The sequence below is a fragment of the Streptococcus cuniculi genome (genome assembly GCF_001921845.1).
In the GTDB taxonomy this organism is placed as follows: Bacteria; Bacillota; Bacilli; order Lactobacillales; family Streptococcaceae; genus Streptococcus; species Streptococcus cuniculi.
This window is the reverse complement of sequence record NZ_MSJM01000004.1, coordinates 111,617-126,833: the sequence shown is the minus strand read 5'-3', so window position 1 is coordinate 126,833 and position 15,217 is coordinate 111,617. Positions and strand designations below refer to the sequence as shown.

At 44.0% G+C, this 15,217-nt stretch carries 9 protein-coding genes and 1 pseudogene; 7 read left to right on the top strand and 3 right to left on the bottom strand.

What is annotated here, in order from left to right:
• From uvrC to BU202_RS10375, 4 genes are all read left to right on the top strand, one after another.
• A complete protein-coding gene (gene uvrC / locus BU202_RS05375) occupies positions 1–1,785 on the top strand; it encodes an excinuclease ABC subunit UvrC (RefSeq protein WP_075104771.1) in 1,785 nt (594 codons plus the stop codon).
• A gap of 69 nt (positions 1,786–1,854) precedes the next feature.
• Positions 1,855–1,980 (top strand): DUF4044 domain-containing protein, encoded by a 126-nt coding sequence (locus BU202_RS05370; protein ID WP_075104770.1) that lies wholly within the window; start codon positions 1,855–1,857, stop codon positions 1,978–1,980.
• A 68-nt stretch (positions 1,981–2,048) separates the two neighbouring features.
• Positions 2,049–3,362: a GTPase ObgE gene (gene obgE / locus BU202_RS05365; RefSeq protein WP_075104769.1), complete on the top strand. Its 1,314-nt coding sequence runs from the start codon at positions 2,049–2,051 to the stop codon at positions 3,360–3,362.
• Between the two features lie 544 nt (positions 3,363–3,906).
• Complete coding sequence (locus tag BU202_RS10375; protein ID WP_089503444.1) at positions 3,907–4,068, top strand: hypothetical protein; 162 nt, start codon at positions 3,907–3,909, stop codon at positions 4,066–4,068.
• Between the two features lie 357 nt (positions 4,069–4,425).
• On the opposite strand, the gene BU202_RS05360 is transcribed toward BU202_RS10375, so the two are convergent.
• Positions 4,426–5,958, bottom strand: a complete 1,533-nt coding sequence (locus tag BU202_RS05360; protein WP_075104768.1) for an ATP-binding cassette domain-containing protein — start codon at positions 5,956–5,958, stop codon at positions 4,426–4,428.
• A gap of 1,021 nt (positions 5,959–6,979) precedes the next feature.
• Here BU202_RS05360 and lepA point away from each other — a divergent pair.
• The 3 genes and pseudogenes from lepA to BU202_RS05345 all read left to right on the top strand — a co-directional run bounded on the left by lepA (position 6,980) and on the right by BU202_RS05345 (position 11,980).
• On the top strand, positions 6,980–8,803 hold the full coding sequence (gene lepA / locus BU202_RS05355; RefSeq protein WP_075104767.1) for a translation elongation factor 4: 1,824 nt from the start codon (positions 6,980–6,982) through the stop codon (positions 8,801–8,803).
• Between the two features lie 553 nt (positions 8,804–9,356).
• Positions 9,357–9,974, top strand: a complete 618-nt coding sequence (locus BU202_RS05350; protein ID WP_075104766.1) for a hypothetical protein — start codon at positions 9,357–9,359, stop codon at positions 9,972–9,974.
• 798 nt (positions 9,975–10,772) lie between these two features.
• Positions 10,773–11,980: pseudogene (locus BU202_RS05345) on the top strand (IS110 family RNA-guided transposase).
• A 227-nt stretch (positions 11,981–12,207) separates the two neighbouring features.
• Here BU202_RS05345 and BU202_RS05340 read toward each other — a convergent pair.
• Positions 12,208–12,948, bottom strand: a complete 741-nt coding sequence (locus BU202_RS05340; RefSeq protein WP_075104765.1) for an amino acid ABC transporter ATP-binding protein — start codon at positions 12,946–12,948, stop codon at positions 12,208–12,210.
• Positions 12,948–15,152 carry an ABC transporter substrate-binding protein/permease gene (locus tag BU202_RS05335; protein WP_075104764.1) on the bottom strand — a complete coding sequence of 735 codons (2,205 nt, stop codon included), beginning with the start codon at positions 15,150–15,152 and terminating at the stop codon, positions 12,948–12,950. The genes BU202_RS05340 and BU202_RS05335 overlap by 1 nt, the downstream gene beginning before the upstream one ends.
• Positions 15,153–15,217: the final 65 nt, after the last annotated feature.

Here is a 15,217-nt window from a genome sequence, read left to right as displayed (position 1 = left end):
ATGAATGATTTGATAAGACACAAACTAGAATTACTTCCAGATAGCCCGGGTTGCTATCTGCATAAGAATCAATACGGCAAGATTATTTACGTTGGGAAGGCGAAAAATCTGCGCAACCGCGTTCGTTCCTATTTCCGTGGGAGCCATGATACCAAGACAACGGCGCTGGTGTCAGAAATCGCTGATTTTGAATTTATTGTGACCGAGTCCAATATTGAAGCCCTACTCTTAGAAATCAACCTGATTCAGGAAAATAAGCCGCGCTACAATATCATGCTCAAGGATGACAAGTCCTACCCCTTTATCAAGATTAGCAATGAACGGCATCCCCGCCTGATGATTACCCGTCAGGTTAGCAAGGACGGTGGGCAGTATTTTGGTCCTTATCCAGATGTCGGAGCTGCCAATCAAACCTTGAAGCTCCTCGAGCGCCTCTACCCATTTCGCAAATGCAAGTTGCCAGAAAACAAATACTGCCTGTATTACCACTTGGGACAGTGCTTAGCCCATGGGGATCAGATGCCCAGTCGTGCGGATTACGCCCAGATGGCAACCGAAGTCAGCCAGTTCTTGACAGGGCATGATGATAAGATTGTCCACCAACTACAGGAAAAAATGCAGGCTGCAGCCAGCAATCTGGAATTTGAAAAGGCAGCGGAGTACCGTGACCTCTTGCAATCCATTTCCACTTTGCGCACCAAACAACGGGTCATGGCCAAGGATTTACAGGATCGAGATGTGTTTGGCTACTATGTCGAAAAAGGTTGGATGTGTGTGCAGGTATTTTTCGTCCGTCAGGGAAAACTGATTGAGCGCAATGTCAATCTCTTTCCGTATTACAATGAGGCAGAAGAGGATTTCCTGACCTATCTAGGGCAGTTTTACCGTAACCAGCAACATCTGATTCCCAAAGAAGTGCTGATTCCGCAGGACATTGATGAAGAAGCAGTCAAAAGTTTGGTCGATGCCAAGGTGGTGAAACCTCAGCGGGGTGAGAAAAAGCAGCTAGTGCAGTTGGCCACCAAGAATGCGCGTGTGAGTTTGCAGCAGAAATTTAACCTATTAGAGAAAAATCTGGAAAAAACACAGGGAGCGGTTGAAAATATCGGCCGTTTGCTCGGGATTCCAACTCCAGTGCGAATTGAAGCCTTTGATAACTCCAACATCATGGGGACCAGTCCTGTCTCAGCCATGGTCGTCTTTGAAAATGGCGTTCCAAATAAAAAAGAGTACCGCAAGTACAAAATCAAGACAGTAGAAGGTCCAGACGACTATGCATCCATGCGAGAGGTCTTGTATCGTCGCTATAGCCGCGTCCAGAAAGAAGGTTTGACGCCACCAGATTTGATTGTCATTGACGGTGGTCAAGGTCAGGTCAATGTGGCCAAAGAAGTCATTGAACAAGAGCTGGGCATGAGTATTCCCATTGCGGGTCTGCAAAAAAATGACAAGCACCAGACCCACGATTTGCTCTTCGGCAATCCCTTACAGGTGATTCCACTTTCCCGCAATTCCCAGGAGTTTTTCCTCTTGCAGCGGATTCAGGATGAGGTGCACCGTTTTGCCATTACCTTCCACCGACAAGTGCGGTCGAAAAATTCCTTCTCCTCCAAATTGGATGGTATTGAAGGTCTTGGTCCTAAGCGCAAACAGGCACTACTCAAGCATTTCAAATCCTTAACGAATATCCAAGAAGCAAGTTCTCGCGAGATTGCAGAAGCAGGTGTGCCTTATAAAGTGGCGCAGGCTGTAAAAGAAAAGCTAAATGAACGAGATCAGCGTTGAAAAATTCACCTATTCATGATAAAATGAGTGGAAAAGAAGAAAGAACAGTTATTAGACAAAGGAGAAATCATGGCGTTTGGAGAAGAACAGCACAAGAAAAATACATTTGAGAAAATAACCCTCATCGTTGTAGTTGTGATGGTTTTGGCAACCCTAGCTGGATTGATTTTGCCAGCGATTAGTGCCATTATGTAATCAGCGGGGCTGGGAGGATTCCTCTAGCCCCTCTTTTGTGAAATGAATAGGAAGAAATAGGTAAGAAGATGAGTATGTTTTTAGATACAGCCAAGATTAAGGTCAAGGCTGGTAAGGGTGGAGATGGCATGGTGGCCTTTCGCCGGGAGAAATACGTGCCTAATGGCGGTCCATGGGGCGGAGATGGTGGTCGTGGTGGCAACGTCGTTTTTGTCGTGGATGAGGGTCTACGCACCTTGATGGATTTCCGCTATAATCGCCAATTTAAGGCCGACTCTGGTGAAAAAGGCATGACCAAGGGCATGCACGGCCGTGGGGCAGAGGATTTGTTAGTCCGCGTACCTCAAGGAACGACTGTCCGCGATGCAGAGACAGGTAAGGTCATTACGGACTTGGTTGAGCACGGACAGGAATTTATCGTAGCTCGTGGTGGTCGTGGTGGTCGTGGCAATATCCGCTTTGCGACACCGAAAAATCCAGCACCAGAAATCTCTGAAAATGGTGAGCCGGGTGAAGAACGCCACCTAGAGTTGGAATTAAAAGTTTTGGCAGATGTAGGCTTGGTCGGTTTTCCATCCGTTGGGAAATCAACCTTGCTCAGCGTGATTACAGCAGCTAAGCCTAAAATCGGTGCCTATCACTTTACCACCATTGTGCCCAATCTCGGAATGGTTCGGACCAAGTCAGGTGAATCCTTTGCGGTGGCAGACTTGCCAGGATTGATTGAGGGAGCTAGCCAAGGTGTGGGATTGGGAACGCAGTTCCTCCGCCACATTGAGCGAACTCGGGTCATCCTCCATGTCTTGGATATGTCAGCAAGTGAAGGGCGGGATCCTTATGAGGATTATCTGGCCATTAACCATGAGCTTGAGACCTACAACCTTCGCCTGATGGAACGCCCGCAGATTATTGTGGCGAATAAGATGGACATGCCAGAAGCGGAAGAAAATCTTAAAGAATTTAAGAAAAAATTAGCGGCAACCTATGATGAATTCGATGAGTTACCACAGATTTTCCCGATTTCTGGTCTTGCGCACCAAGGATTGGAAAATCTCTTGGAAGCTACGGCTGAATTGCTTGACAAGACCCCAGAATTCCTCTTGTATGATGAAACAGACTTTGAGGTAGAAGAAGCCTACTATGGTTTCAATCCAGACGAGCCAGAATTTGACATCAGTCGTGCAGATGATGCAAGCTGGATTTTATCTGGTGAGAAACTAGAAAAACTCTTTACCATGACCAACTTTGATCGGGACGAATCCGTCATGAAATTTGCTCGTCAATTACGGGGAATGGGAGTGGACGAAGCCCTCCGTGCCCGTGGTGCTAAAGATGGTGATATCGTCCGCATCGGCACATTCGAATTTGAGTTTGTGGATTAATTTGACACTGCTCATTGATAGCAAAGCTATCTAATGAGCAGACGGCAGTCGCTATGGCGAACTGCCTAGTCACCTTACTAGTTCAGAAAGTCATTATTATCGAATGACTTTCTGAACGTCGTGACAGATAGGGGACTCTAATCCTCTTCTTCACGTTGTGACAAGTAGTGGCTATGGAATGAGTAAATGGTTTCAAAGGTTTGGGAATCTTTGGAGGGTGGAAATCGGACTAACGTCGTTAGTGACCTTTCTACATCATTATCGAACGCCTTTCCTCATGTCGTAACTCATGTAAACAGCCACTATGGTGGTCTACCTACCAACCTTACTAACTTCGTCAAACCAGTAATATCGACTGGTTGAACTGCGTGGCGTGACAGATAGGGTAGTCTAATCCTCTTCTTCACGTTGTGACAAGTAGTGGCTATGGAATGAGTAAATGGTTTCAAAGGTTTGGGAATCTTTGGAGGTTGGAAAGCCGTAACAAATGTGAGCAATGAGCAACGTAATCGCTTGTGTTATCTGAAAAATTGGAGGTGTTGTTATGGGAGATAAACCGATATCCTATAAGGATAAGGATGGGAATTTTGTTTCAGCAGCAGATATCTGGAATGCTGAAAAATTAGAAGAACTCTTTAATAAGCTCAATCCAAATCGCAAATTCCGCTTAGAGCGTGAAAAATTGCAGCAACAAAACAAAGAATAAAAGGCTGGACAAAATGTCCAGCCTTTAGAATTGAAAAAAAGTTCTTTTGTGCTACTTTTCTTAGGTGGTGCGGACGGTAGCGACTTCCTGCGGAGTAAAATAATCCAGTGGATTATTTTAGCCCGAGCCCAGAAACAAAGGAGCGAGGATAATCGATTTCTGCGAAATCACGATTTTTGCCCCTCTCCCTCCTTTTATCATAGCGAAAAGTAGCTGATGAGGCTCGCTCCGCTCGTGAAAGTTGGAAATCGAATATTGAGTCATCAAGGCTTTTGAATTTGTTTAAATAGATTTTGAGATTGTCTACGTTCTGAAAGACTGGACATTTTATCCAGCCTTTTTCTCGGGTCTCCTGATTTACAAATCTTCTTTTCGGATTTCCCTTAATCCAGTTTCATCTAGGTGGTAAATGGTATCGCAAACGGTTTTGAGAAAGGTTCTGTCGTGGGAGACCGTGACAATTGCCCCTGGAAAATCTGCAAAGAGTTGCCGTACTTGGGGTTGTGAGGTCGGTGAAAAATTCCGCGTAGGCTCATCCAACAGCAGAACAGGACAGGCATCCAAGACCATTTTTAGGAGAAGAAGTTTCCCCTGTTGCCCACCAGAGAGGTAGGAAATGGGGTGGCGTGCCTCTTCACGGCTAAATTGCAGACTAGCTAGGTGAGTGAGGACACCTTCCTCCTCTTTTTTATCGGAAGAGGAGGTGAGAAATTGAAGAGGTGAGGCCGCTTGATTGAGGAGTTCCTGATACTGCTGGGGCATGTAGCCAATAGGGTAGCCTGCTTCTAGCAACAAGGTATAGATATGCTTGAGGAGACTGGATTTTCCAATGCCGTTTTTCCCGACAATCCCCACCTTTTCTTGGGCAGAACAGCGAAAGTTGATGTTTGCAACCAAGGTTTTCGTGCCGACCTGCAAGGAAAAATCCGTCAGTTCAATAATGGCTTTATGGGCGGGAAGAGGTTCGATGTCTTTGAAAAACAGGCGAATACAATCTTCCTGAGTCGGTATTTCAGTGAGAGTTTCAGCTTCTTTTTCATAGCGTTTTTCTTGGGCAAGGACAGCTCTCATCTTTTTGGCAACCAGTCTGCCTGCAGATGCATCATGGGTGTTGCGGACTGCATGTTCAACACTTTGGTGAATGCGGTGATGGCGCTCTAGTTTCTTTTGATGTGCCAAGCGTTCGTTTCTTGCCTGCTGGAGTTGGCGGTCAAACTGGTCTTTTCGCTCTTGAGCGTAAGTAGCGTAGCCCAAGGCTTGCACGCTTGTCCGTGCTACTTGGCGTTTTTTGATGCGTTCCAAATGGACGATTTTAGTAGCAGTCTGGCTTAAAAAAGTCTCATCGTGGGAGACAAAGACCACGGTTTTTGGAGTGTTTTGGATAAAATGTTCCAGCCATTTTAGTGTGGGCAAGTCCAGATCATTGGACGGTTCATCAAGAAAGAGCATATCTGTTTCCTTAGCCAATTCTTTGATGAGCTGGATTTTTAACGTTTCCCCACCAGATAGGGAAGAGAGTAGTTGAGCATGCGCAAAGCGTTCGCTGTCAAACTGCAATTCTTTGGCATAACGGTAAAGAGCCGCATAATCAAGGTCAATCTCGCTTGGACCAAAGAAATAATCATTGAGAGATAGAGACTCGAATTCCTGTGGCAACTGCTGCGGGATATAGCTGTAATGCGTAAAGTCCCGATGAATCTGTCCACTAAACTGAATATAAGAGCTGACCAAGTCTTCGTTCATCATCCATTTGAGGAGACTGGATTTTCCATTGCCTTCTTCGCCGATGAGTGCAACCTTGTCTCCCTTATTGACCACCAGAGACAGGTCAGAAACTAAATCAGTCAAATCTTTCTCGTGGGTCATGGTTAAGTGTGTAATTTGTAACATAAAGCCTCCATAAAAAATAGCCCTACTTTGCCAGTAGGGTTGTTTTATCAAGAACTTTTAGTGTAGTCGTACTCTATAAAAATCAAAATCTGACTAGGCAACGAAATCGTAGCTAGAACTGAAGTTCAGCAAGGTGAGTTAACGACGTCAGACTTTGATTTTTGACGAGTATCAACATGCTATTATTTTTCGTCTGATGGATCAAAATAATAGCCAAAAAGCCCACACAAAAAGGAGATACAAACAACTTGTAGCCTACTGGTAAAGTATTGTGACACGCAAAAGAATGCAGTAAAACTGCTCCTTTACGCTTTCCAACTTTAACAAATGGACTTAGTTGTTCATTCTCCTCTTACCTCCGAGTATTGTTAGCTTTACTGTATCATAGAAATAGGGGACTGTCAACCTATTTTTTCAAATGCTTGATTCCAAAGAGGGAATCTTCTTGAGTTTCTGTGGCCTGTTTAATCATTCGGCGATAGCCCATTAGCGTAGAAATCAAGGCGCTCGGACAGATCCAGAGGCTAGATGTCTGATAACTATAGATGTAGCTAAAATCTTCTGGAGAAATCGCTAGGTGAGTGAGTTTTTCAACTATCAGCGCATAGTAGCCGAAGATGAGGAGATAGATTGCAAGTAAACAGAAGAAAAGGTGCCAGGTCGACCATCTCCAGCGAGTCTAGAAGAAGTAGCCCAGTAGCACCACCCAAAATGTGATGACCCCCCTCTCAACTAGTAGAAAATTTCTTGGGTGATAGGAAAATAGTTGCGCCAGCGGGAACTATTGAAATAGGTCATCAACTGATAGTTGAACAGAAAAAACTCTCCTGAAAGAAATTGTTTCCGCATGACTAGCCCTCCTTGTATTTTCTAGCTTTTGAATACCCCTTTTGACAGGAAAAATCAAGCCATTTTACTAGCCTAAGCCGTCTGGGATATTCTCTGAAAACCCGCTAGTCCTAGGTGGTCAAGTGCGCCGATTTTTGGTATAATGAATAGAATACACCCTAAAGGATGAGATATGAACTTAGAAGATTTAAAGAAACGTCAGGAGAAGATTCGCAACTTCTCCATTATCGCCCATATTGACCATGGAAAGTCAACCTTGGCAGACCGTATTTTAGAAAAGACAGAGACCGTCTCCAGCCGTGAAATGCAGGCTCAATTGCTGGACAGTATGGACTTGGAGCGTGAACGTGGAATTACCATTAAACTCAATGCCATCGAGTTGAATTATACTGCAAAAGACGGAGAAACCTACATTTTTCACTTGATTGACACCCCGGGACACGTCGATTTCACCTATGAAGTATCGCGGTCCCTCGCTGCCTGTGAAGGGGCGATTTTGGTGGTCGATGCGGCGCAGGGAATCGAAGCGCAGACTCTAGCCAATGTCTATCTGGCCTTGGATAATGATTTGGAAATCCTGCCGATTATCAATAAGATTGACCTGCCTGCGGCAGATCCAGAGCGCGTTCGTCAGGAAATTGAAGATGTGATTGGTCTTGATGCGAGTGAAGCAGTCCCAACTTCTGCCAAGGCTGGGATTGGGATTGAAGAAATTTTAGAGCAAATCGTGGAAAAAGTCCCTGCACCAGCAGGAGATGTGACAGCGCCTCTCAAGGCCTTGATTTTTGACTCCGTTTATGATGCCTACCGTGGGGTTATCCTGCAAGTGCGGGTCATGGACGGCGTGGTCAAGCCTGGTGACACCATTCAGATGATGAGTAACGGCAAGACTTTTGATGTGACAGAAGTCGGGATTTTCACTCCGAAAGCCGTTGGGCGTGATTACTTAGCGACAGGTGACGTTGGCTATATTGCAGCCTCAATCAAGACTGTTGCAGACACCCGTGTCGGTGATACTGTGACTTTAGCAACCAATCCAGCAGATGCACCGCTTGAAGGCTATAAGCAGATGAATCCAATGGTCTTTGCAGGGATTTATCCGATTGACTCCAACAAGTACAATGACCTCCGTGAGGCGCTTGAAAAGTTGCAACTCAACGATGCCAGCTTGCAATTCGAGCCAGAAACCTCCCAGGCCCTCGGATTTGGTTTCCGCTGTGGATTTTTAGGTCTCTTGCACATGGATGTTATTCAGGAGCGGATTGAGCGGGAGTTTAATATCGACTTGATTATGACCGCACCGTCTGTAGTCTACCATGTCAATATGACAGACGGGGAGACCATTGAAGTATCCAATCCGTCCGAATTTCCAGACCCAACCAAGATTGATAACATCGAAGAGCCCTATGTCAAAGCCCAAATCATGGTACCGCAGGAATATGTCGGAGCTGTTATGGAATTGGCACAGCGCAAGCGTGGCGATTTTGTGACCATGGATTATATTGATGACAATCGGGTCAACGTGATTTATCAGATTCCGCTAGCAGAGATTGTCTTTGACTTCTTTGACAAATTGAAATCATCAACTCGAGGCTATGCAAGTTTTGACTATGAAATTTCCGAATACCGCCCATCGAAATTGGTGAAAATGGATATTCTCTTGAATGGCGACAAGGTCGATGCTCTTAGCTTTATCGTCCACAAAGAATTTGCCTATGAACGTGGAAAATTGATTGTCGATAAGCTCAAGAAGATTATCCCACGTCAGCAATTTGAAGTCCCAATTCAAGCCGCTATCGGACAAAAAATCGTAGCCCGTAGCGACATCAAAGCCCTCCGTAAAAACGTCTTGGCCAAATGTTACGGAGGAGACGTCTCACGAAAACGCAAACTCCTCGAAAAACAAAAAGCCGGTAAAAAACGCATGAAAGCCATCGGAAGCGTCGAAGTCCCACAAGAAGCCTTCCTAAGCGTATTGAGCATGGATGATGAATAATAAAACACCCCAGTGGGGTGTTTTATCCCGAGCTTGGAAATAAGAGAGCGAGGTAAGTCCGGTGGACTGTTCTATCCCCAAGCGTTAGCGCAGGGTTTCGACAGGTGTGCTATTTTATCCCCGAGCCTTAAAATACGAAAGCGAAGGGTCCCCCAGTGGACTGTTTTATCCCGAGCTTGGAAATAAGAGAGCGAGGTAAGTCCGGGGGGACTGTTCTATCCCCAAGCGTTAGCGCAGGGTTTCGATAGGTGTGCTATTTTATCCCCGAGCCTTAAAATACGAAAGCGAAGGGTCCCCCAGTGTGCTATTTTATCCCCTGAGCCTAGAAATATGAAAGCGAAGGGCCCCAAGTGGGGTGTTTTATCCCGAGCTTGGAAATAAGAGAGCGAGGTAAGTCCGGTGGACTGTTCTATCCCCAAGCGTTAGCGCAGGGTTTCGATAGGTGTGCTATTTTATCCCCGAGCGTAAACCTAGTAGCAGACAGTGTTATCTTGTATTTAGAAAAATACAAAATGATTCTGTTAAAGTAGTCCGAATTGAAAAGGAGAATAGGATGAAAAAGAAATTAATGGTAGTAGCGTTTAGTTTATTAGCAACAGTTGCTATAACTGCCTGCGGAAAAACGAACTCAACTTCAATCAAAGATAGTGAGCCAAGTCAAACAGCTTCGGCAGCCAGTTCGGAGTCTACTAGCAGCTCGATAGCTGCTAAAACAGAGAAAAAGACGGACGGCACGCAACGGATTGGTTCGGATGAGTATGGCTACATTGATATTCCGAAAAATTGGATTCCTTTTAAGGACTTAAATGGCGGTGATGACATCCAATATACCGATGGGACAGGCTACAATATTGTCACTTTGAATGCTCTCACAAAAGAAAAAGCCAATATTGGAGAGGGTGAAGAATGGACAGCAGAGACAATCGCCAATCGTCTATACTATAACTGGGACAAAAATCCCAATGTGGACAAGATTTGGGGTGCTAAGACAACCGTTTCAGATCATGATACCTTTCAAATCAATATCATCATGAAATCAGGTCAATATCTGATTAACTGGGTCTTCAAGGACGAAGACCAAGTGCACTTGATTGCCTTTGAAGGAGAAAAAGAAGTGCTGGCAGAGGTCATCGACGATATTGAAAACAGTTGGAGCAAAAAGAAAGACTAAACATGAGGCGGGGACAAAAAGATTTTGATTTTTGAAATTCTTTCTCATCCATTCTTCAAGTTGATAAATGAGACATAAAAAGCGAACAAGACAGAATTCTGAGGCTCAGAAAACTAGTTTTGTTCGCTTTTTATATTTGAGGTTAGAGTTTTATCCCATCTATTTTAGTTATATATAGTCAAATGAATGAACTTTCAGATCAGGAACAGAGATGCGGACAGTACTTGATTTTCATTGACTATGAGTACGGTAAGTCGAAAGTGACGATGTATCAAAGTTAATTCAAAAGACTATAAAAAGGCTTAGAGCCTTTCTCGTAACGTAGACAAACCCAAGATCTATTTAAACAAGTTCAAAAGCCCTGCTACCTCAACATTTGATTTGCCGATTTTCGCGAGCGGAGCGAGCCTCATCAGATACTTTTCGCTGTGGTAAAAGTAGCGTCATTACCGGTAATGACGCTACTCGGAAATTTTGAGACCTTGGGCTCAAAATTTAGGTATGGAATTCCATAGGAAGTCGCTACCGTCCGCACCACCTAAGAAAAGTAGCACAAACATACTAAGATTAGTAGTGAGAAAATCTCCGACGGGAGAGAGTACTCACTACTTTTTCTTTATGTTAAAGTAGAGGTGTCTTGTTAAGTCGTAAGTTCTTTAGGCGCTTGACGTCGTATCACAAACTGGCAAGACACCTGTTTTAGATGGAATTTTTTCAAAGTATGTGGGACGCTTGACGTCGAGTATTGAAAATGAAATCACTAAAATAAGGAATCAAACAAGACAAAGAGGTACTATCATGCGTGCAGTATTTGGAATAGATGTTAGTAAAGTAGGTTCAGAAGTGGCGATTCTAGTCAACGGTGAGCAGGTTCACGGCTATACCATGCCTAATGATGCCATCGGATTTTCTCGTCTGCTAGGTGATTTGAAAACTGTCCAACATCCTGAAATTGTCTTTGAAGCAACAGGCGTCTATTCTCGTCGTCTTCAAACCTTCCTCGAGGAAAATAGCTATGCTTATACACGGCTCAATCCTCTGGAAGCCAAGAAGCAACTGGACAGCCTGCGAGTGCGTAAAACAGACAAAATTGACGCTGAAAAATTAGCCCAATCTCAGTTTGTGCTAAACAGAAAACCAACCTATGTTCAGGAAGAAGTCTACCAACAACTAAGAGATTTAAGCCGTTTCTATCAAAACCTAACAGAAGATATTGTACGTGCTAAGAATCGTCTCCACAAGGTCTTACAAGTGACATTTCCTGAGTTGGAAAATATCTTATCCACACCAACTGGCGAGCAATACTGGAACTTGGTTACGGCTTTTCCGTGCAAGGATTTTGTCTTAAATCAAACGAACAGTGAGTTAATGAACAGTATCCGTCAGTCGACTTCAAAACGTATCTCTGACAAGCGTGTCGCTTCTTTGGCTGAAAAACTCACAGAACTAGCTGAACAGTCTTATGGTGCTATCAAGAAAACTTCTCCCATGGTGGAAGAAGTCCGTTACTATGCGCAAGAACTACTTAGACTGTCTAAGCGTAGGCAAGCTGTTCTGGACGAAATGGTGACATTCGCTCAGCCATTACCAGAATATGAGATTCTGCTCTCTATTCCTGGAATAGCGGAAACCACTGCGACAAGTATCATTGGCGAACTCGGTGATATTCGCCGCTTTCAGTCTGCCAATCAAATCAACGCCTTTATTGGGATTGATCTCAGACACTATGAATCTGGGAACTTTTTAGCCAAGGAGCACATTACTAAGCGTGGCAATCCTTACGCTAGAAAGATTCTTTTCAAGTGTATTCACAACATTGCTTCTGCTAGTCACACTAAGCCGTGTCATATCGCTGACTTCTATGAGAAACGAAAAAGACAATCGCAAGGGACTTCAACTAAGCCACATACGATTGCCTCCATGCATCGTCTCATCAGAACGATACATTACATTACCTCATTACGCATAATAAACTTTACGATTATACTTCAACCAAAAATCAGTAAAGTCGTTTATGCCTTATTATTGTAACACCTTATCAGAAATTTTCAAAATGAGGTGTTGTTTTAGTGTACACTTTTTTCATTCTAAACGATCTAAAAATAGTCAGTAGACACCATAAATCTACTAACTATTTAAAAAATATTTCCAAAAACCATTGATAGACTTGACAAATGGTAGAAAAAGAATTTTTTTGAAACTGAAAAAAGGCTTAGAGCCTTTTTTATTTTTATCAAACATTCAACACCTTATCAAGGAAATCCTTGAGGCGTGGGTGTTGTGGGTTGTCAAAGATTTGCTCTGGTGTGCCGTCCTCTAAGAACTCACCGCCATCTGTAAAGATAACGCGATTGGCTACCTTGCGGGCAAATCCCATTTCGTGGGTGACAATCAGCATGGTCATCCCTTGCTCGGCCAAGTCTTTCATAACATTCAGTACATCGCCGACCATTTCAGGGTCAAGAGCCGAAGTTGGCTCGTCAAAGAGCATGATATCAGGATTCATGGCAAGAGCGCGGGCGATGGCCACACGTTGTTTCTGACCACCAGACAAGCTATCTGGCATGGCATCGCGTTTGTCTGCCAAACCGACTTTTTCCAGCAATTCCATACCAACTGTTTCAGCCTCTGCCTTATCCATCAATTTATGCTGAATTGGAGCAAAGGTGATATTGTCTAGCACGCTCATGTGCGGAAAGAGATTGAAGTGCTGAAACACCATTCCGACATTGGAGCGGAAGGTATCAAGGTCGGTCTTTGGATCGGTTAAATCAAAGCCATCCACCGTTACCTGACCGCTTGTAATCGTCTCAAGCAGGTTCATAGTGCGCAAGAAGGTGGACTTACCAGAACCAGATGGGCCGATGATACAGACCACATCCCCTTCGTAAAATTTAGCTGTAATGCCTTTTAAGACTTCGTTATCGCCGTAAGACTTGTGTAAGTCATGGACGTTGATTTTTAATTGAGCCATTAGTTGCCTCCTTTTTCAAGTTTCCGTGCAAGACGTGTCAAGAGTGTAATGACAATCAAATAGATAATCGCAAGGATTGCATACATTCGGAAAGATTGATAGTTCCGTGCGATGATGATTTTACCAGCTTGGAACAATTCCACCAAACCGATCGCAGAGATAATCGTTGTGTCTTTCAAAGTGATGACAAATTGGTTGATGAAGTTTGGTAACATCAATTTTGCGGCCTGTGGCAAGATAATCTTGCGCATGGTCGTACCGTAGGAAATTCCCAAACTACGAGACGCCTCCATTTGTCCGACAGGAACAGCCTGAATACCTCCACGCACAATCTCGGCGATATAAGCACCTGAGTTGAGGGAGAGGGCAATGGTACCTGCGACAAAGTCGTTGATTGGGGATTGCTGACCTGTCATCGATTCAATCAAGTTTGGAATGCCCCAGAAGATGAAGGCTGCGACAATCATCAATGGAATACCGCGAACCACATCGACAAAGACAGAAGCAATGACGCGAAGTGTCTTGAATGGGCTAACCGCAAACATTCCAAAGATAATACCGATGACGATAGCGATAGCAAAAGAAAGTAGAGCTAAACCGATGGTAATCCCAAGACCAGATAGCAGCTGGCCGTAGTTGTTTTGAAGCAAGCCCCAGATGGTGGACTCATCTACTGTTGAAGCAGCAGAAGCGTCGGTGTTTTCACTATCATTGAAATACTTGTTCATAATCTCATCGTATTTGCCAGATTTGACCAATTCAGCAAGACCATTGTTGAACATCTCGATTAATTCTGGGTTGCTACCTTTTTTCACAGCAAATCCAAGAGTACCTGTTGCAATTCCTTCGATTGGTGTTTCAAAATCGCGTCCTTGTTGAATGGCATAAAGAAGCACGGCTTCGTCATCCATAAGCGCATCGATAGAACCAGAATTTAAGCTATCATACATAGTAGATGCTTCGTCAAAGGCTTTCAGCGTATAGCCATACTTGGCTGCATTTTCTTCTAAGTAAGTGTAAGAAGAAGTACCATTTTTAGCGCCGACTGTTTTACCAGAAAGATCTTCGTAGCGCGCGATGTTGCTACCTTTTTTGATTGCAAGGCGAATGCTTGATGTATAGTAAGCATCAGAGAAATCAAAGATTTTTTTACGAGCATCTGTGATGGTCATTCCGGCAATAACCCCGTCAGCTTGCCCAGCTTGAACTGCGTTGAGGGCGGCATCAAAACCAGGATTTTGAATGGTTACGGTAAATCCTTGTTGCTCGGCAATTGCCTTGATTAATTCGATGTCAATTCCTGTGTATTTTCCATCTTTTCCTTGGTATTCAAATGGAGCAAAAGAGGAGTCAGATACGATGGTATAAGAAGATTTTACAGGGGTTGCAAGTGCACCGGCTGTTCCAGTAAGGCTAAGAAGCGATCCGTAATCAGATGTGTCTTCTTTGCTAGCAGCTGATTGGCCACCGAGCCATTTTTTCACGATACGATCGTAGCTACCATCTTTTTTCATCGCAGCAAGCGCCTTGTTGAAATCGTCCACGAGGTATTCATAGTGACTGCCTTTTTTGACCGAAAATCCAAATGAACCAATCGCTTCACCCTTCATATTGATGGTCAAGTCTTGGCCTTTTTGAATCGCGTATTGAATGACCGCTTCATCGTCCATGACGGCATCAACAGCACCAGCAGACAAGCTATTGTACATGGTATCGCCCGTATCAAAGGTTTTAATGCTATAGCCATATTCGCTCTTATGTTCGTTAAGGAAGTTCTGTGCAGCCGTTCCGTTTTTGACCCCGACTGTTTTTCCTTTTAACTGAGCGTAGTCAGATACAGGATTTTTTTTGGTTGTTGCGATGACGATTTTGGTATCGAAATAAGGGTCTGAGAAAGTAAAGACTTTTTTGCGAGCCTCGGTAATAGTAGTACCTGCCATGAGGGCATCGGCTTGACCTGATTGAACCGCATTGACCGCTGCATCAAATCCAGGGAAACTTTGGCTGACAGTCCAGTTGGAACGTTTGGCCACTTCGTTGATAATATCTACATCAAGTCCTTTATAGACTTGGTCTGAGTCTTTAAACTCAAAAGGTGCATAGGTCGAATCAAAGACAATATCGACTGTATCGTCGGCTTTGACTGGTGAAAATAGGAAGAATAGTGGCAGAAGAGCTGCCAATGTAAACCATTTTTTCTTCATTTCAATTCTCCTTCATTAAAAATAACGATGAGGAAATCCATGAAAAGTCATTTTCATTATGTTTT

What these genes read in the sequence shown, in the direction of transcription:
- obgE (WP_075104769.1), top strand. Translation starts at nt 2,049, where the DNA reads ATGAGTATGTTTTTAGATACAGCCAAGATTAAGGTCAAGGCTGGTAAG.
- BU202_RS05335 (WP_075104764.1), bottom strand. Translation starts at nt 15,152, where the DNA reads ATGAAGAAAAAATGGTTTACATTGGCAGCTCTTCTGCCACTATTCTTC.
- BU202_RS10375 (WP_089503444.1), top strand. Translation starts at nt 3,907, where the DNA reads ATGGGAGATAAACCGATATCCTATAAGGATAAGGATGGGAATTTTGTT.
- BU202_RS05370 (WP_075104770.1), top strand. Translation starts at nt 1,855, where the DNA reads ATGGCGTTTGGAGAAGAACAGCACAAGAAAAATACATTTGAGAAAATA.
- lepA (WP_075104767.1), top strand. Translation starts at nt 6,980, where the DNA reads ATGAACTTAGAAGATTTAAAGAAACGTCAGGAGAAGATTCGCAACTTC.
- BU202_RS05360 (WP_075104768.1), bottom strand. Translation starts at nt 5,958, where the DNA reads ATGTTACAAATTACACACTTAACCATGACCCACGAGAAAGATTTGACT.
- BU202_RS05350 (WP_075104766.1), top strand. Translation starts at nt 9,357, where the DNA reads ATGAAAAAGAAATTAATGGTAGTAGCGTTTAGTTTATTAGCAACAGTT.
- uvrC (WP_075104771.1), top strand. Translation starts at nt 1, where the DNA reads ATGAATGATTTGATAAGACACAAACTAGAATTACTTCCAGATAGCCCG.
- BU202_RS05340 (WP_075104765.1), bottom strand. Translation starts at nt 12,948, where the DNA reads ATGGCTCAATTAAAAATCAACGTCCATGACTTACACAAGTCTTACGGC.